The sequence below is a fragment of the Pseudomaricurvus sp. ABR4_320 genome, from assembly GCF_056159445.1.
Genome location: NZ_JBSWVF010000013.1, coordinates 111,711 through 129,560, shown reverse-complemented (window position 1 = coordinate 129,560; position 17,850 = coordinate 111,711). Strand labels below are relative to the sequence as shown.

At 51.2% G+C, this 17,850-nt stretch carries 19 protein-coding genes; 5 read left to right on the top strand and 14 right to left on the bottom strand.

Annotated features, from left to right (window positions below; translation table 11 throughout):
* The coding region (locus ACXAFR_RS21150; protein ID WP_475180649.1) for a 4Fe-4S dicluster domain-containing protein at positions 1–151 on the top strand (151 nt) is incomplete at its 5' end.
* A gap of 84 nt (positions 152–235) precedes the next feature.
* Here ACXAFR_RS21150 and ACXAFR_RS21145 read toward each other — a convergent pair.
* On the bottom strand, positions 236–799 hold the full coding sequence (locus tag ACXAFR_RS21145; RefSeq protein ID WP_475180639.1) for a DUF1285 domain-containing protein: 564 nt from the start codon (positions 797–799) through the stop codon (positions 236–238).
* Between the two features lie 60 nt (positions 800–859).
* Positions 860–1,561 (bottom strand): hypothetical protein, encoded by a 702-nt coding sequence (locus ACXAFR_RS21140; protein WP_475180635.1) that lies wholly within the window; start codon positions 1,559–1,561, stop codon positions 860–862.
* A gap of 164 nt (positions 1,562–1,725) precedes the next feature.
* Here ACXAFR_RS21140 and ACXAFR_RS21135 point away from each other — a divergent pair, with 164 nt between their 5' ends.
* Entirely contained in the window at positions 1,726–2,052 is a 327-nt protein-coding gene (locus tag ACXAFR_RS21135; RefSeq protein ID WP_475180634.1) for a hypothetical protein, read from the top strand.
* A 305-nt stretch (positions 2,053–2,357) separates the two neighbouring features.
* Here ACXAFR_RS21135 and ACXAFR_RS21130 read toward each other — a convergent pair whose 3' ends face one another.
* On the bottom strand, positions 2,358–2,705 hold the full coding sequence (locus tag ACXAFR_RS21130; protein ID WP_475180631.1) for a hypothetical protein: 348 nt from the start codon (positions 2,703–2,705) through the stop codon (positions 2,358–2,360).
* Between the two features lie 607 nt (positions 2,706–3,312).
* Between ACXAFR_RS21130 and ACXAFR_RS21125 the strand changes: the two genes are divergently transcribed.
* On the top strand, positions 3,313–3,924 hold the full coding sequence (locus tag ACXAFR_RS21125; RefSeq protein WP_475180630.1) for a 3'-5' exonuclease: 612 nt from the start codon (positions 3,313–3,315) through the stop codon (positions 3,922–3,924).
* A 420-nt stretch (positions 3,925–4,344) separates the two neighbouring features.
* Here the strand turns inward: ACXAFR_RS21125 and ACXAFR_RS21120 are convergent, their stop codons facing one another.
* From ACXAFR_RS21120 to ccmA, 10 genes are all read right to left on the bottom strand, one after another.
* Positions 4,345–5,298, bottom strand: coding sequence for a LysR family transcriptional regulator (locus tag ACXAFR_RS21120; protein WP_475180627.1), 954 nt, complete (start codon positions 5,296–5,298; stop codon positions 4,345–4,347).
* A gap of 492 nt (positions 5,299–5,790) precedes the next feature.
* Complete coding sequence (locus ACXAFR_RS21115; protein WP_475180625.1) at positions 5,791–6,312, bottom strand: 3'-5' exonuclease family protein; 522 nt, start codon at positions 6,310–6,312, stop codon at positions 5,791–5,793.
* A 354-nt stretch (positions 6,313–6,666) separates the two neighbouring features.
* A complete protein-coding gene (locus tag ACXAFR_RS21110) occupies positions 6,667–6,891 on the bottom strand; it encodes a cysteine-rich CWC family protein (protein ID WP_475180623.1) in 225 nt (74 codons plus the stop codon).
* A complete protein-coding gene (locus ACXAFR_RS21105; RefSeq protein ID WP_475180621.1) occupies positions 6,888–7,418 on the bottom strand; it encodes a DsbE family thiol:disulfide interchange protein in 531 nt (176 codons plus the stop codon). The genes ACXAFR_RS21110 and ACXAFR_RS21105 overlap by 4 nt, the downstream gene beginning before the upstream one ends.
* A complete protein-coding gene (locus tag ACXAFR_RS21100) occupies positions 7,415–9,433 on the bottom strand; it encodes a heme lyase CcmF/NrfE family subunit (RefSeq protein WP_475180620.1) in 2,019 nt (672 codons plus the stop codon). The genes ACXAFR_RS21105 and ACXAFR_RS21100 overlap by 4 nt, the downstream gene beginning before the upstream one ends.
* Positions 9,423–9,920, bottom strand: a complete 498-nt coding sequence (gene ccmE / locus ACXAFR_RS21095) for a cytochrome c maturation protein CcmE (protein ID WP_475180617.1) — start codon at positions 9,918–9,920, stop codon at positions 9,423–9,425. Before ccmE ends, ACXAFR_RS21100 begins: the two co-directional genes overlap by 11 nt.
* 17 nt (positions 9,921–9,937) lie before the next feature.
* A complete protein-coding gene (ccmD, locus tag ACXAFR_RS21090; protein ID WP_475180615.1) occupies positions 9,938–10,213 on the bottom strand; it encodes a heme exporter protein CcmD in 276 nt (91 codons plus the stop codon).
* 41 nt (positions 10,214–10,254) lie between these two features.
* Positions 10,255–11,007, bottom strand: coding sequence for a heme ABC transporter permease (locus tag ACXAFR_RS21085; RefSeq protein ID WP_475180612.1), 753 nt, complete (start codon positions 11,005–11,007; stop codon positions 10,255–10,257).
* Between the two features lie 11 nt (positions 11,008–11,018).
* Positions 11,019–11,717: a heme exporter protein CcmB gene (ccmB, locus tag ACXAFR_RS21080; protein ID WP_475180647.1), complete on the bottom strand. Its 699-nt coding sequence runs from the start codon at positions 11,715–11,717 to the stop codon at positions 11,019–11,021.
* Positions 11,718–11,736: 19 nt separating this feature from the next.
* Entirely contained in the window at positions 11,737–12,414 is a 678-nt protein-coding gene (gene ccmA, locus ACXAFR_RS21075; RefSeq protein ID WP_475180611.1) for a cytochrome c biogenesis heme-transporting ATPase CcmA, read from the bottom strand.
* 490 nt (positions 12,415–12,904) lie between these two features.
* On the opposite strand from ccmA, the gene fliK reads away from it, so the two are divergent.
* Positions 12,905–14,734, top strand: a complete 1,830-nt coding sequence (gene fliK, locus ACXAFR_RS21070; RefSeq protein WP_475180609.1) for a flagellar hook-length control protein FliK — start codon at positions 12,905–12,907, stop codon at positions 14,732–14,734.
* Complete coding sequence (locus tag ACXAFR_RS21065) at positions 14,731–15,039, top strand: EscU/YscU/HrcU family type III secretion system export apparatus switch protein (protein ID WP_475180606.1); 309 nt, start codon at positions 14,731–14,733, stop codon at positions 15,037–15,039. Before fliK ends, ACXAFR_RS21065 begins: the two co-directional genes overlap by 4 nt.
* A gap of 3 nt (positions 15,040–15,042) precedes the next feature.
* Here the strand turns inward: ACXAFR_RS21065 and ACXAFR_RS21060 are convergent, their stop codons facing one another.
* On the bottom strand, positions 15,043–17,850 hold the full coding sequence (locus tag ACXAFR_RS21060; RefSeq protein WP_475180605.1) for a mechanosensitive ion channel domain-containing protein: 2,808 nt from the start codon (positions 17,848–17,850) through the stop codon (positions 15,043–15,045).

Genomic DNA, 17,850 nt, shown 5'->3' with positions numbered 1-17,850 from the left:
CGAGGTGGTGGAAGAGAATGGCAGCGCGCGCTTTCAAATCAACGCCCAGAACTGCGTGCACTGCAAAACCTGCGACATCAAAGACCCGGCCCAGAACATTACTTGGGTGGTACCGGAAGGTGCCGGGGGCCCGAATTATCCGAATATGTGAAGAGTGAATAGATTCAGCTCAGCCCAGATCACACTGGGCTGAAAGAACTGATCACAATCACGGACACCGACCAAGCAAGGGCCGTTACCCCAACACAAATCGTTCCCCACAACTGTAAACCACCCACTCGACCTTATCACTCTCAGCCCCCTGCACTTGAGTGGCGGGCTCTTCTTCGGCCCACTCAACCAACTCGTAATACACGGCCCGGCTCAGCAACCCCCAAAGGTTTCTGCGAACACGAACAAGAGGTCGTGGCTCGCCCGTCGCCGTTTGCTCCATGACCAACGGGTATTCCTCGCAGAGAGCGATCTGATCGCCAAGAGACGTTGTCAAGAGAATGCCCTGCCCGTCAGAGGTCGACTCTTTCCGCATTTCAGAAAAAAGAAAGGGCTTTTCATCAACCTGAATCCGCCACTTTTCCACCGGAGTCACCAAAAAATAGTCGTCTTGCTCCCGCTTTAAAATGCTCGCGAACAAGACAACAAGCTTTTGTCTGACGATTGGCTCGCCCTCGTGAAACCAACGGCCTTCACGATCAATGCGAATATCGATATCACCACTGAATGGCGGATCCCATTGCTCGACCGGAGGCATCGACGTCGACTTGGGTAAAGAGTTAAGCAAGGCTTCAGCACGATTAGCCATACAAATGAACAAACAGTGAAAGAAAACCAAACAATATCACGAAATGCTATCGGGAGACCGCTAAGGCTCACGCTGTAATGAACTTAGCGAACGCGCATAGGCATCACAGGCTTTGGCCACTAACCCGGCCAGATCTGAGGGCGTAAAATCGTACCAACGATTTACTGAGGTGACCAAGGTGTTGTCCAACATACGGCCACTTTGTGCGTCATACAATATGACTTTTAATTGGATAGATTTTGGTTTTTGTGCAAGCGTCAAAGGACGATTCACAACGACAGCAGGCACCTCAGTGTTTACAACCGCTGCAGGCGATCTTGGTGTGGTTGGAATTAATTCCGGAGGCCTCTGATCTAAGGTAGATGCCGATGACAACCCAGCAGTATCCAAATGGGTGGATAACTCACGAGTGGATGCACCTGCGACACTCCCGTGTACCAACAGAATCGGCTGTAACACAAACTGAAAACCACGAGCTCGCGCTATTGCCATTCCCTGTATTAGCCCCCCAGCAGCGATGTCAGAAACCGCCTCCGTTCGAGCAAAATTTAGCGCTAGCGCTGTTTTAAGATAATCCGCTAACGGTGCCTGACCGGGTTGCCCATAAAGATCCTGATCTGAAACAACCAATAACTGTGACAACGGGGAGAGTGCCCAAGTGCGTTCGGTATGCATCGTTACGCCCTGCTGGGCGTTGCCGGCCACTGATAGAGTTATCAGTCCGAAGGTGATAAAAGCCACCAGAACCACCCGTAATCCCATCAAAATTCCCCTGCGCCAGCCCTGTTTTCTACGTTTATCGGCAAGGGTTTGATGATCTTTACATATCCCTCAAAGAAGCCGTGATATCGAGTAGACAGCGGCTGGCGAGACGACAGCTATACTTGCAATAAGAACCCATCCTTTTCAAAGAAGGAGGCACAGACTTGTCGCAACCAGATATCGCAAGCGCGCTAGAAATTCTTAATGAATTTCACGACATGATGGAAGATATGTATTGGGAAAGCTCCGAAGTGACAGCGAAAGACCTCTGTTTTGACCTGATTATGGTGGTCAATCGGGAGCTCATGGAGCTTGCTAAACTGAGCATTCAGGACCACGACATGCCCTACGAACCGGTTACCGGAGATTTTCGTGGTTATCAGATACGTGTAAAACAACTCTGGGAAGACGGAGAGCATTTGATTCAGCGACACTCAACCCGGCAGAGGCTGCAGGAAATCACGAAGAGTGTTCTCAATCTGTATGTTTGAGGGCTTTTGCTAAATCTACATTGGTTATAAGCAAAAGCTGGCATCTAATTCTTTTAGTTATAGCAATAGCGTTCACGAGCGACCTCATGATAGGTCAAATTGATCTCAAAAAGACTCGTCGATCACTGGCAGATCCACAGAGGTGAACCATACTTGTAGTAACGAAACGATGGCGGTAGCTTTTCAACAACGGTTATGCCGACGTTGCTTCCGGTTTTTACCAGTAAACTCCTAATGGTCTTGGCCCCAAGCTCTCCCCCAGACTTGGGGTTTTTTTTGCCCGCAATCTTCCAGAATCCGCCCGGCTACCATTCCATACGATAGCTGTAGTATCCCTCAGCAATCAGTGACACGTTTTTGCCACGCACTTCGCCTTTAAACTTGGTTCCAGATACCTGGTCCTTGCCGGAAAACTTGCGATCTTTAAATTTGATCGAGAGAATCAACCTGCCCTCTTCGTCGCGCAAGTCATCCAAAGTACCGGCGAGGGTAAATCCCTTACCGTGATGAGTCACACTGGCTTTTTTTCCGCTCACGTCCCCCGTGATACTGACTCGCTTATCTTTACTACAGTCGTAAAACCCAGAAAGAGTTTTCCCACTGATGGAAGCGCCTGCGAGATAAGCAATACACGTTTTCACACTACGTTTCATGAACACTTTTCCGGTTAAGCAAAACGGACGACGAGACTCAAAGGTTGAACGATGATCCCCTCTCAGACACCCCTTCAGTGAACCTCCCTCGCCAGAGGGCGCAACACTACCAGAGCCCCCGGACGACTTGAAGCAAATTCACCTCAACAACGAACGCCACTGTCACATAACTGACAAACTGGGCAGGATTTGACCAAACTTAACACCCTTTGCGCTGAATAGGCACACCTGGCATGACGTTTATCATTTTGCGCACCGCTAGGTAGCCCTACAATCTCGCCCAATCACGTGCTACCACCACTGTGTTGGAAGATTTACAAATTTACCGGAAAAAGCGGAGAGAAAAACCACGTTTCCGGGGTCTTAGTTAACCAGTAAATCAAATTCACCGAGGAAAGCGTGATTCGCCTGGCACGGCATTACCTTAAAAGCCACGTCAGAAGCGGGTTTGACGTAACTCAAACCGATTTTACAAATCTAGACAAGCCGATCTAGCGAAATGGCATCTGGCTTGCTCTGGGTTTCCAAAGAACATACTTAGGCGCCACTAGCAGCGCCATTTTTAGCGTAGGAAGCGGCCAAGTAGCCGCCGGAAAATGATTGACTTATGAACGCCTTAGCAAACTGCAGCCTGCTCGCGAGTCGCTCCGGTATCATCGATATTGAAGCGTCAGGCCTGTCGTCACAAAGTTACCCAGTGGAAATTGCAGTAACACTTGCCGACGGCCGCGAGTATCACTCATTGATTCGCCCCCATTCCAGCTGGCAATACTGGGATGAGAACGCTGAACGCATCCATGGAATCAGCCGGCAAGATCTGATGGAGCGTGGCAAAGAGATCGACACCATCTGCGACGAACTGAATCAACTCTGCGGAGGATTCACACTCTACAGCGATTGCTGGGTCTTCGACTCGCCCTGGCTGAATAAACTGTTTGCCACCGCCAGAAAAACCGCGCATTTTGGTTGCTCACCGCTGGAAGCCCTGCTCGATGATTCCGACATCGACCGCTTTTACATACACAAGCGCCACGCCTTTCAGTCTTTGGATCTCCGCGCCCATCGAGCACTGGATGATGCTATCGCCATCAAAAATGCCGTTGAACAGGTGCTGCAAGAAAGAACGCTACATTTCACAACGCCCGAAACGGGCGCCTGTATTTTGTCACAAAGCCTTTCTGATTCAGCCAATACTGCCGTCGACGACGTCGCCGCCTGAAATAAATATTTAATGTGAATCACTTACGAGGTTTTCCACAGAATCTGTGGATAACCTCGTGAATAAGTTTGGAGAAACGGAACCAACCCCTTTAAATAAGGCCTTTTCTACAAACTGATCATTTTTTAGCCTTACATATTTTCTATATATTTTTCAGCGACTTAGCTATTGACACCAAAGTTCATTTTTGATTTTCGTTCATTTTGTAGAGACCAAAAACACGGAAAACAAATATGTGCATAAAAAGTTAGTGATCATTAACTTGCCAACCCCAAAAGTCATATTAATTTCACACGATTGCCATCAAATCTTAAATTTCGGGGTAGAACAAAAATAATGAATGTCAAAACATTGGCGCAAATATATTTTTATGGCGCCCCATTGACTTCTCGGCGTAACTTTGACGCAAATTAAAGATGCCTAAACCTTGGTATCCACGGCTAACGCGGTATCTGTAATAATCTTTCTTAGCCAGCGGTGAGCGGCATTGTGGTGTACCAGTGAACTCCACGCCATTTTCAGCTCAAACGGCGGGATATCGAAAGGTGGAGGCAAAATTCTCACACGATCGTTATTTTGCTGGAGCTTTGCCATCTTGCTGGGCAAGGTTGCCACAAGATCTTTTTGTTCCGCCAATAATGTCGCCACTTGATAGTGACGAGTAAAAACGGATATTCGGCGCTTGCGCCCCATGGTCGCGAGCGTCTTATCAACCCACCCTAACTTCTGGTTGTCTTGTGGATCTATTCCGACGCCGATTCCCATACCCGTTTTGCTTACCCAAACGTGGCTCGCCTCCAGATAGCGATCCAGACTGAAATCGTCGAGTAACACCGAATTACTCTTACTCATAACACAACTGAAATGATCCACCCACAGGGTCTTTTGATAGAACGACAGAGGCATTTCATCAAAGCGGTTTATCACCAGATCAACCCTGCCCTGTTCAACGTCCAGAAAGTTAATGTCACTGGGTGTTAAAATATCCAACGTCAAATTGGGCGCCAGGTCTCTCAATTGAGAGAGCAGCGCAGGAATCAACGTACACTCGGCGTAATCACTGGCAATAATTCGAAAAACTCTCGCACTTTTCGCTGGATCAAAGTCCGCTACTGGCTGCAACGTTTTTTCGAGTTCGACAATCAGAGCCCGAATCTGAGGCTCCAATTCTCGAGCCCTGTCCGTTGGTGTCATACCTTCGCTCGTTCTCACGAGCAAAGGGTCACCAAAGACCTCACGCAAGCGCTTTAAACTATTGCTCATAGCGGGCTGACTGACACCGAGCTGATTGGCAGCCTTAGTGACATTCCGTTCACGCAGCAACACATCAAGGTATACCAGCAGATTCAAGTCTACCCGAGAGATATTGGTCATGATTATGATCGATCGAAAAATTATATATTCTAATTATAGGAAGTCGGATCGAAAAGGAATATGAGACGATGGTGGCAACTGGAGAACGCCAGCGTACTGTGGGATTGCAAGATTAAAGGCAGGAGACAAGACCAAATGAAATCATTGGACCAACCAAGTACTGATTAAAACCAGAACCAAGTGACCTTTTCACTTGCTGTGTCAGCTCCTGCTCACGAAAAAATTTGCTGAAACGGGCATCAGGAATGCTTTTTTATGTCTTCTTTAATGTGACGGTAGCCATAATATCCGACGTAACCTAGGACAACACAAGTTGCGACAACAATGGCAATTCCAGACAGAACATATTCATCGAGGTACATGGTGAAGGTCTCCTATTGAGCTTTTTCTTTTGACATTCACAGGATAGGAGAAAGTCTGACAAACGGTTTTGACCGAGGTCAATCGTTTAGCGTCCTGGCGACCGGTTTACGCAGTCTACGACCTCAGTTGTTAACCCGAGCATTGTTGGTTCGAAACCAGCTGTAACGAGTTGTAGTAGGCCTGCTGTATTACCAAAGCATCCATACTCGCCCGGTGGCGACGAACGCTTAAATCGCGCCGCGCGGTGCTGATTGCAGCATCCCAACAGCTCATCTGCGATTCCGACAATAGAGCTTCCAACGGAGAAACTGAAAACGCCATAGTAACGCCACATCGATAAAACAGCTTATCTAACCAAGGTTTATCGACAATCCAGCCGTCACTGTATAACGTAGCACCGTCTAAAAAAGCGTTGAGTTCCCGAGCGACATCATTGGGATCAGCACCGTGCCTGGCTAACACTTGACGAGAAATTCCATGGGCAGATTCTGCGCTGTCACTCCAGTGATGCCAGTCATCGAAGGGTTTTATCAACCGCGAAAAACGTCGCCCATCGGTCATCACCACCCCAACTTCAATGGGGTAACTGTCGTAGCCGAAGCCAGAGGCTTCCAAATCAATGATGTTCGGCCGATTGATCGTCTTCCGCAAAACAAAGCCGTCCTTTGATCCAAATCGATGGGTGTCACTGCTAGCCTCCCTTTACGCAGGCCTCGCACCTATAATTATGAGAAAATAGCAGCAAAAACCACACCGTCCATTTATTTTTATTAATGATCGGTAATACAGCGATATTAATACCGGTGAATACTTGTTACGCCACCTATACAAAACTCCAGCAGCGCCCTGAAAGTGGCTAGCGTCCTCGAAAGAGAAAAACCGTTAACGGTTTGCCGAGAGAGGCCCCATATCCAAGCCAGACCCCCATCATAGACAAAAAACTTCTTAGACTGGTGCAAGACACCATGGTGTGAGCAACGGCGTGGCACGGCCTCTCGCAAACGGTTAAGAGGTCTCGTCACCCGACGATGAATCTTCAGGTTTTCCGCACTGATCCCGAAAACACTGCTGACATAGACAACTTTTCCCCAGAGTTGGAGGCAAAGCAGAATTTGATGGCATCTTAAAACACCAGCAACTCTGTCTGTTTTCCCCTGCGACAAGCAGTCCGCAGTCATTGGGCTGACCACAGCTTGGGCATATGGCTGGCTCAGGGGATATCTCTGTCACGAGTCTTTGAGTTGTTGCACGATAGGTGCCATTTGTTGCTCCCAGACTGCAGCATCAACAACACCTACATGCTTGTAACGGATGACGCCCTTGGCGTCCAGAATATAGGTTTCCGGAGCACCAAATACACCCAGGTCCAATCCCAAGCGGCCATCGGTATCAACGATGCTGTATTCGTACGGGTTGTGAAATTCATCCAGCCAGCGTCGCGCCGCAACCACATCATCCTTGTAATTGACGCCCACAATTTTAACGCCTTGCGCGGCCAACTTAACCAAATAAGGATGCTCAACTCGACAGGATACACACCAAGTGCCCCACACATTCAGCAGTGTCACCTCTCCATATAAGTCAGACTCACTAACCTGCCGCTGAGGTTCTGCCAATGTTGTTAGATTGAACGTGGGCATCGGCTTATCGATCAGTGCAGAGGGCATGGCGGTAGGATCCAGACTTAGCCCACGCCAAAACAAAATCGCCAGTACGGCAAAGATCGCCAGCGGTATAAAGAGTTTTAATCGCTTCACAAAGAACTCCGGGTTGATTCGGTCACCGCCAGTGGCGGCTCTGAGCGCTCATCATCTTGCGGTGAGCGCGCATCTGGCACCTTGCGCGCGACGCGGTAGCGTTTGTCCAGAATCGCGAGAAATCCCCCGATTGCCATGAGGACTGCTCCAAGCCAAATCCAGCGTACGAAGGGTTTAAAATGCAAACGCACAGCCCAAGCCCCATTGCTAAGCGGTTCACCCAAAGCCACGTAGAGATCCCTGAAAAACCCGGCGTTGATACCGACTTCTGTCATGATGTTACCGCCAGACAGATAGCGGCGCTTTTCCGGGTGCAAGGTATCGTAATGTTTGCCGTCATGAAGAATCTCAATCGTGCCACGCTCAGCCATATAATTCGGGCCTTCAACATGCTCAACACCCTTGAATACCCAGACATAGCCGCCCTGTGAGACCTCTTCACCAATATCCATTCGCAAGTCCCGCTGATCTGAATAGATCGTGTTGAGAGTCGCGCCCAGTAACGTCATCGCAACACCAACATGGGCGATAACCATGCCTTTGTAGCTCAGAGTTAAACGGCTTAACCCGGTCAGCAAAGACGCTTTATTACGGCTCTTATGCAGCATGTCAGCAAAGGTCGCCAGACAAATCCAGGCACCGAAAAAGATACTGATTGCGGCAGTCCACGAATAACCCTCACCGAGAAACAACGGTACCAACGCGCCGATCACCAAGCTCGCGATCCACGGCTTCAACAGGGTTTGACGGAGCGTCGGCAAGGCTGTGCGCTTCCAGTTTACCCGCGCAGCGACGCCCATCAACAGTGCAATCAACGCCATTAACGGGATAAAAAAGAAATTAAAATACGGAGGCCCAACGGAAATTCGGCCCCAATCGAGCGCGTCGGCGATTAAAGGATAAAGTGTTCCCAACAGAATGGTGGCTGTCGCCACCACCAGCAACACATTGTTACCGAGTAACATGGCTTCTCGCGAGAGCCAGTCAAAACCGGCTCTCGCCCTGACCACCGGGGCTCGCAGTGCATAAAGAGTGAGAGATCCACCAATAACAACCGCGAGGAACCCCAAAATAAACACACCCCGCTCAGGATCCGATGCGAAAGCGTGCACCGACGTTAACACCCCCGAACGCACGAGGAAGGTGCCCAAAAGGCTGAGCGAAAACGCAAAAATCGCCAGCAGCAACGTCCAGCTTTTGAAAATGCCTCGTTTTTCTGTGACTGCCAGAGAGTGAACTAAAGCAGTGCCGACCAACCAGGGCATAAACGACGCGTTTTCGACGGGATCCCAAAACCACCAGCCACCCCAGCCAAGCTCGTAGTAAGCCCACCAACTGCCCAACGCGATACCCAGGGTTAAAAACACCCAGGCAACGGTTGTCCAGGGTCGCGACCAACGCGCCCAAGCCGTATCCAGGCGTCCCGACAACAAGGCGGCAATGGCAAACGCAAACACCACCGAGAATCCGACATAGCCCATGTAGAGCATCGGTGGATGCACGATGAGTCCAGGGTCTTGCAGAAGCGGATTAAGATCCCCGCCTTCGGCAGGAACATTCGGCAACTGCCGATCAAAGGGGTTTGATGTCAGCAGGACAAACAAACTGAAACCCACTGAGATCATACCCATCACAGCTAGTACTCGTGCCACCATATCCAGGGGCATAGTCTTGCTGAAAATCGCCACCGAAAGAATCCAGCCGGCCAAAATCAGCAACCAGAGCAGCAGCGAGCCTTCATGCCCGCCCCACACAGCACTGACTTTGTATTGAACCGGCAAGAGCGTATTGGACTGATTGGCAACATAGGTGACGGAAAAATCATCCTGCAAAAAGGCGTACACCAAACAGGCGAAAGCCAAACACAGAAGCACAAAAATGCCGGCTGCCAAACTCCTTCCGCTTTGCATTAACGTCACCTGCCCCGTGGAAGCCCCCCAGAGCGGCACTATTGACAGACACAGAGATAAAAAGAGAACCAGTACAAGGCAAAAATGCCCGAGTTCAGGAATCAAAGCTCATCCCCTCGCAGGTTTGTTGGTGTTGAGCACTGTTGGCAGCGGTAAACTCGGACGGTTGCCCGCCCTTCTGAATCGACTCTGCCACCTCGGGCGGTGTATAGGTTTCATCGTGCTTCGCCAGCACTTCGGTGGCTTGAAATACACCCGCGTTATCGACTTCACCGTTAACGACGACAGCTTCCCCTTCGGCAAAGAGATCGGGGAGAATGCCAGCATACTGGACTTTAACGGTCGCTGCGCCATCAGTGATCAAAAAAGAGACATCGAGGCTATCGGAAGAGCGCTCTACAGCACCTGGCAGCACGCAACCACCGGCACGGATCCGTTTCGCCAATGGCGCTTCACCAGAAACGATCTTCGAGGGGGGATAAAAAAGATTGATGTTTTCCCGCAACGCGTAGGTCAGTAACCCGACCGCCACAGTTGCGAAAAGTACGATAAAGACAACCAGTAATAGCCGTTGTTTACGCAGCGCGTGCATACCGTTTCTCTCTCTGACTACCGCGATTTGGATACAGCGTTCGCTGCAGCATTATCCGAAGCGACTTTCGGTGCGCCCGATTTGGCATCAGCCGTTGGGCTTTGCTCTGACTCTGCCATTCGCTGCCGCCGCTGCTGTTTCGCTAGCTGCTGATGTAATTGGCGATGTCTCCACCAGGGGCCTACCATCAAATAAGCCAGTGCGCACATCGTTATGCCGTAGGACGCCCAGACATAAGGCCCGTGACCACCCATGGTTAAAAAGTCGCTGATCGATGTGAATTGAAATCCCATAAGCCTACAATTGCCAGGTTAAATAAGTCTTAAGAGCCACGTTATCTTCCGCCTGATTTCGCCGCGATCAGTTCCTGCACCCAACGGGTTTTTTGCTCTCGCTCCAACACCTCTACCCGCAACCTCAGTAACAAGGCCAACGCATAAAAACAGTAAAAACCGATCACCATGGTCAACAACGGATAGAGCATCGATGGGTGAATGGTAGATTCAGATGTAAATTTGATCGTGGCCGGTTGATGAAGCGTGTACCACCAGTCAACAGACTTGTAGATGATGGGAATGTTAACCGTTCCCACCAGAGCCAGAATGGCCGCCACCCGATTTCCGGTATCAGAACTCTGATAGGCATCCTGCAACGCCAGTACGCCCAGATACAGAAAAAAGAGAATCAACATGGATGTGATTCGGGCATCCCATACCCACCAGGTTCCCCAGGTAGGCTTCCCCCAAACAGATCCTGTCACCAGGGAGACAAACGTTAAGACAGCTCCGACAATCGCCGCGCTGCGCATGGCCATAAAGGCCAGTTTCATTTTCCAGATAAGGCCGATAGCACCAGCGATAGCGAGGATGTAATACCCAGCCAACGATAAAAACGCCGCAGGAACATGAATATAAATAATGCGGTAACTGTTGCCCTGCTTCATGTCGGCCGGAGCAAAGGCCAATCCCCAGACGGCACCAACGACCAACAAAATAACGGTCACAGCCGCCAACCAGGGTATCCACGGGCCGGTCTTTTCATAAAACCAGCGTGGTGAACCCAATCTGTGAAACCATTGCCAGCCCACACTCACCTCTCTTATGTTTTTACACCGACGCGCAACGCCCCGGCCGCGGCCAAGGGTGCCAAAGCCAGTGCCAGAGCCAAAAACGCGCCCATTATCGCCAACTGCCCGGCATTTGAATAACCTTCCATCGCTGTTGTCACTGCGCTGGTGCCGAATATTAATATCGGTACGTACATGGGCAAAATGATCAACGACACCAGCAACCCACCTCGCCGTAAACTCACCGTTAAAGCAGCGCCAATCGCACCCAGCAAACTTAAACTCGCAGTTCCCAGAGCAAGAGAAACCAACAGCGAAAAGTGCCCACCAGGTAGGGATAACATCACGGCTAATAATGGTGCCAAAAGCGTTAACGGCACTCCGGTCACCAGCCAGTGCACGAACACCTTCGCCAGAACCTGAAAATACAGAGATTGAGGCGACAATAACATTTGCTCCAGACTGCCGTCTTCAAAGTCCGCTCGAAATACCGATTCTAACGACAGCAAAGTCGCTAATAGAGCCAGAACCCAAATGAGTCCGGGCGCGAGCGGTCCAAGCACAGCAGCCTCGGGTCCAAGCCCTAAGGGCAGCAAGACAACCACCATAAGAAAGAACAACAGCGGCTGTGCTGCATCTGAACGCTGCCGAAAAGCAATTAACAGGTCCCGGCGCAAGGTGCCACAAAAACTCTGCCAACTGCCCCCTATCGCACGCTCCTGGGTATCCATGTTCTGACGGCTCACCGATTTACACCACTCCGCTGAACGCATTCGACCCGGCTGCGAAATCCAGTAGATGAAAGGACACCAGGGAGGCTACGGATACAGGCTGGTGACTGGTGAGCAGAACACAACCACCCGCGTTTGCGTGCGCTTCGATTTGGGCTTCCAGCACTCGAATTCCGCTGGTATCCAGCGCTGTAAAGGGTTCGTCCAGGATCCACAGCGGCGCCTGGGAATGATAGAGTCGCGCCAGTGCCACGCGCCGGAGCTGACCCGCCGACAGGTTGACACAAGGTACGTCTTCATAACCTCGCAATCCAACCTGAGCAAGGGATGCTTCGTGTACGTCCTCTGAAGAAGTTTCTCCGGCCAACTGCCCGAGCCAGCGCAGGTTCTCCAGGGGCGTCAGAGCCTTCTTGATGCCTGGAGTATGGCCGATAAACAGCAGATCCCGCCGAAATTCCAGCCGGTTCTGAGCGACGGGTAAAGCACGCCAATATATGTCCCCCGAGTGCTCTGGCCCAACACCTGCGATGAGTCGCAACAGGGTTGTTTTGCCACTTCCGTTAGGCCCAAGCACTTGTACAATGCCGCCAACAGGAAGACTCAGGTCCACGCCCGAAAACAATATTCGGTCATCCCGCTGGCATTCAACATTTTTCAATTCGAGCCCCGTCGTCGCCGGGGACGCTGCATTTACCATAATGACGTATTTTTTGCGGACCAACTTTCGCAGACATGGCTGTATTCTGACGCCACCGCTGTTTGGCTGCGCATACTACTGACTAACGTAGTAAATTTCATTGGGTATTTGGTCCATAACTGTCTGAGGAACGTCTACAGGCGACGCCGTCGGATCCTGCCGCCATCAAAAAGGCGATCTGCACAGCGAATTCAACTAAGATAAATTCTCTAAACAGACTGTAACCTATTGATTTATATAATTGAGAAACTTTATACCATACCTTAATTTATTTCAGCATCTCCCTGATCTGGCGCAACAACTGGCGACATGGCAACGCCCCAGTAAAGATATTTCAAAGAGTTATCAGTTTTTTCTCATGTTATTTCTAATGTTAGAGAATGAGGAGCACAAACCGACTGAACGTCTATGGCAGGCTATACTGAGTATTTGGTTATAAAACCCGGCTTCAATCAATAATTGAGTCCGTTGAGACCAAGTTTGGACAGCTATGATTTCAGACCTGAGTGACCTTACCGGCATTGGCAAAACATCATCGTTATCCAGTAAAACCGGTACTGGCGAAAGCGCCCGTCTGAGCGGTTCAACCGCAGCCAGCGGAACGACCAACCTTCTCGCTCGACTGGGTCAGAAAACAGAAGCACTAGTGCTCACGGTGCAAGCCGTTGATGAGCGCTTAAAACAGCGGTTATTGCAGTTAAGTCAGCCCCCTCAAGAGATGTCGCCAAGACCGGACGCAACTGGCAAGCGAGCAGCGACCACGGCAGCGCCACTGACGCAAGACGGGAGCAACACTTCCTCGAACTCAACATCTTCCCTCAAATTACCAACGCAACAGTCGCCAACCCTCGCAACTTTGTTGCAGCAAACGAAATTGCAATTGGCCGAGTTGATTATTGGCCGAGAGAAACTTCTGGTGGTCACAGACCAACCGATTACGGCGGGAATGCGAGTCCGGACAGAAGTCTCACCACAGGGCTTACAAATCCTGGCTCCGGCAACGCCTCCTGCAGCCCCAGCGTCTGAACAAAAACCAGCGAACCGTCAGACCCCTCAAGTACCCTCGCCTTCTGCGATACCAAACGTCAATATCAATGGGGCCAAAAATGCCGGCGGCGCCACTGCGCCCCCAAACCAAAGCACAACGAATGCACTGTTGAAGCAGGCCGGTGTAGCCCCCATACCCCCTACGCTGACGACTTCAGCGAGACCTCTCAATACGTCCTTTGCGCCGACACAAGCATTACCATCTGACACGGCCACGAGGCACTTGGACACCTTGCAACAAGCCCTGCGCAAAGAGCTTCCCCACGTCAATATGCAGGAGCCAGCCGTCACCAAACTGTTGCAGGCTGCACGCCTATTAAACGCTCAATTAGCCCAACCGGACAATCGCGCCCTGCAGAGAGAATTGCCGCCACAGCTACCCGAAGTCCTCAACAACCTGTTGACCCATTTGCGCTCTCCCCGGCAACTCGCCCAACCGATGCTTATTAAACAGACGCTAAACACCAGCGGGCAGCAGCTTGAGGAACGCCTCGCCAGTGCGCTAAACCTGCGCCCCAAGACACCAGAAGGCGGCAACAAAACCCAGGCTCAGGAGACGCCTGAAAGCCTTGCAACCCTGTCACAACGAGATCTTAAAGCCGCCATCTTGCAATTAGTCGCCATTCTTGAAGGCAGCTCGACGCCCAGGTCAGCGGGTGACAAAGCCCAATCGGGTGATCAGCTCCTGTCGCTGTTAAAGAATTTGATGGGTGGCCACAGTGGTGCAAGTACGGCTGACAGTCCCTCGCTCAAAACACTCGCCAATGCGGAGCAGATACAAGAGCAGTTGCTCGACCTGTCACGCCAGGCGCTGACAAAAACACTGGTGCAGCAACTGCAGAGTTTGCAGACCTCTCACGGCCTGAGTGACACCAACAACGTGCAACATTGGCAGCTTGAAATTCCTGTAAGGCACGGCAACGATCTGCAACATATCGACATGCAATTGGAGGAAAAGTGGGTTACGGATTTCGAGGACGAAGATAAAAGGCGGGAAGCTCGACGTATTCGCCAGTGGCAGGTAAAACTGTCTTTCGATCTTCCTGACGCCGGCGCCTTTCATGCCCATCTTCTGATTACCGAAAACCAGGTCAGCGCCACACTGTGGGCCGAACAGAATGATACCTACAAGCTGAGCTGCGAACGGATTCAACAACTGCGTCAGCGACTTGAGGACGATGGCGTCACAGTGAAAGATGTCGAATGCCTGCCCGGACGCCCACGGGACGAACGCCTTTCCCTGAACTACTCACTGGTGGATATCACCACATGAGCGACAACCCAACGCAATCATTTTCCGACGAAGAACTGCGCAAAGCAGTCGCACTCTATTACGATGGCAAAGGCGCCCCTTCGGTTACCGCACGAGGATTGGGAGAGGAAGCCAATCAGATCATTGAGATCGCTCGTCAGCACAATATTCCGCTGTGTGATAATGCCGCCCTGGTCGACCTGCTGGTGACGTTGGAACTCGGCGACACCATTCCAGAAACGCTTTACATCGCGGTGGCACATATCATCGCCTTTGCCTACGAACTTCAGGGTAAAACACCAGAGGGTTTTACGGCCAAACCCTAGATCTTACGCGTTTGCCGGCTGCTGATCCGCAGCGGTAGACATAAGTTCAGGCACTTCACTCGACACCCCAGGCGTTCGAATATGGATATCTTGCTGAGGAAAGGGAATCTCAATATTTTCGGCGGCAAACGCCTGAGTCACAGAAGCCCGCATTTCGTGATGAATGGGCATGATATCCAAGAGAGATTTCACAAACAGCCGCATTTCAAAATCGATACTGCTGTTCCCCAAATTGACACAAAACACCGTCGGCGCAGGGTCCGTCACGACGCGACTGTTGGCCTTAGCAACATCGAGCAGAATCTGTTGTGTTCTGTCTACATCAGTGCCATAGGCAACACCCACAGCGATGATGACCCGGGTAATGGAATCCGACAGCGTCCAGTTGGTGAGATCCTGGGTGACGAACGTCTTGTTCGGAATAATTTGTTCCTTGCGATCCCAGTCGACCAGCGTGGTTGCACGGATCCGAATACGACTTACGGTCCCCGTGGTATTCCCAATAGTCACCGTATCACCCACTCGGATCGGACGTTCAAACAGCAGAATAATCCCCGAGACAAAATTCGCTACGACTTCCTGCAGGCCGAAACCCAGCCCCACACCTAGCGCGGCTACCAGCCACTGTAACTTCGACCAGGGCGTACCCAATGTACTCAAAGCCGAAACCACACCGACGATGATGATCAAATAGGTCGCCATGGTCGTTACCGCGTACGCGCTACCGGGCGATAAATTCATGCGACTGAGGACCAACACTTCGAGAGTTCCGGGGAGGTTTTTTGCCGCCAGAACCATCAATGTCAGATAGAGCACGGCCAAGCCGACATTCATCAAGGTGATCGGCGCGAAGCCCGACTCTTCCAGAGCGGACGACACCTTCCACAGCTCGATCGAATCCAACGCCTGGAAGGCGGGAATAACATCGGACAGTAACCACCAAAGCCCCACGAGCCCGGTTAGGTACGCCAAAATACTCATCAACGCGGTACTTTGTTTGCTGATGTCGTGGAGGTCCATCTTAGGCATTTCAATACTGAGGGGAACGCCTTCGCCAGAGTTCTCCACCGCCTCTTTTTCTTTGGCTCGACGCTGCAATTCAGCGCGTTTGTCACGCAGCCGCTGCAGATAGAGACGTCGCTCACGAATGGCCAACAAACGCAGCGACAAATAATGAATCAGCGTCACCAAACCAATCCAGCAGAACGCGGTAAAGACGCTGGCTTCCAACTCCACCGCCGTATAGTGATACCCCATTAATGACGCCGCCAACAGAACCAGTGGGATCACCACCGCCAGCACATGGATAAAATCTCCGGAATAGGCTTTGCGCAACCCGCTGGTTTTGCGCGAGCTGCGGTCGGCCCTCAATACCCGGTGAGAAAACAGCGCCAGAGCAACAGAGGCCATTACGAACATGGTACGGCCGAGGCTGTCGCGGTAATACTCCCCGACCGGCGCTTCCGTCATGATTGTAATGGTCGTCGCTGGCAGCATGACCCAAACCAGGCGAGGCACCGCCCGTTTCAGCGCGGCGAGATTGTTGGGGCTCCAATTAAAATGGCGTTCACCTAGCCCATCTTTTTGGCAGATATGCCTCACGATTTGCAACAAGAAGAGCAGTGTTGCCGAGCCGGTTAACCCCACCGCCAAGGCGGCACCAAAGCGGCCGCCAGCACTGACCAACAATGCAACCAAGAGAACGAGAACGACCCCCGGCAACGCTAGAATTAAGGTATACCCCATCGCGGCAATGGTCACACCGATATGATCCCGGCTGACATCCCCGACAGAGTCCGCGGTTTCTCGCAACCGCTTAAGAAACCACTTGCGCGTTTTTAACAAGACCAGCGCCAACCCTGAAAACAACACAGCCTCTGCCCAGTTCAACCGCAGAGCATCAGGCATAGATACGACGATTCTCTCCCAATGTTCGGGCCGAGCCAGCCATTTTAAATCTCGATAAAATTCGCCAAAAATATCCAGCGTAATAGGCCCTGTGCTCGGCAACCAGAACAAATGCTGTCGAACAAGGTCTTGGTAGGAATCAATCAGATTGCGAATTTTCCGCACTGTGTCCAGGTACTTATTAAGTACCGAAATGTGCTTTGTGGTCTCCTCTCTGACCTGGGTCAGCAAGGTCTGTCGTTGTTTTTGTAACTGATCATCGTTGCTTTCATTCGGTACTAGCTCCGCACCAAATTCCTCCAGCCGGAACTGTTGAACCAATGCCTCTTCAAGGGTATCGCGCAATTGCGCTTCGAGATCGTCTGCAAGATGCGTGTTCTGCAGTCGATCTAAGCGCCGACGCAAGAGATTTGAATAGGTTACCGATGGCTGAAATCCTTCCAGTGCAAATCGCTGCTCCAGGTCTTTGTATTCACCTCGGTAGGATTCCAGGCGCCCGTTGGCGTAATCCAGATTGCTCTGTGCTTCGGCGACGAGCGCTTCGCGCTTCTTCAAATCCGCTTTGAGTTTGTTGACTTCCTTTTGGATTTCACTGTCAGATTGGGGCTCTGGAGGTTCTTTTTTTGCCTCTTTCTCCGTATCTTTCTGCATGGGCAAGATAGGCAACAAGCGCGATGAAATATCCGTTGCCGCCCCGCTCGTCGATGCCTTTTCTTTCTTGTCTTTGTCGCTGTCTTGCAGTAACTCTGAACCAGAATCCGCTTTGGCGCCTTCAGCTTCAGCCTTCGCCGCACTCTGGCCCTCAGTCGCTTGCTCAGGGGCTGCTGAATCATCTTGAGCCCAGCTAGCGGGCATCCCAACCAATAGGATCAAGGAGAATAAAACGGGTAACAATCGTGACAT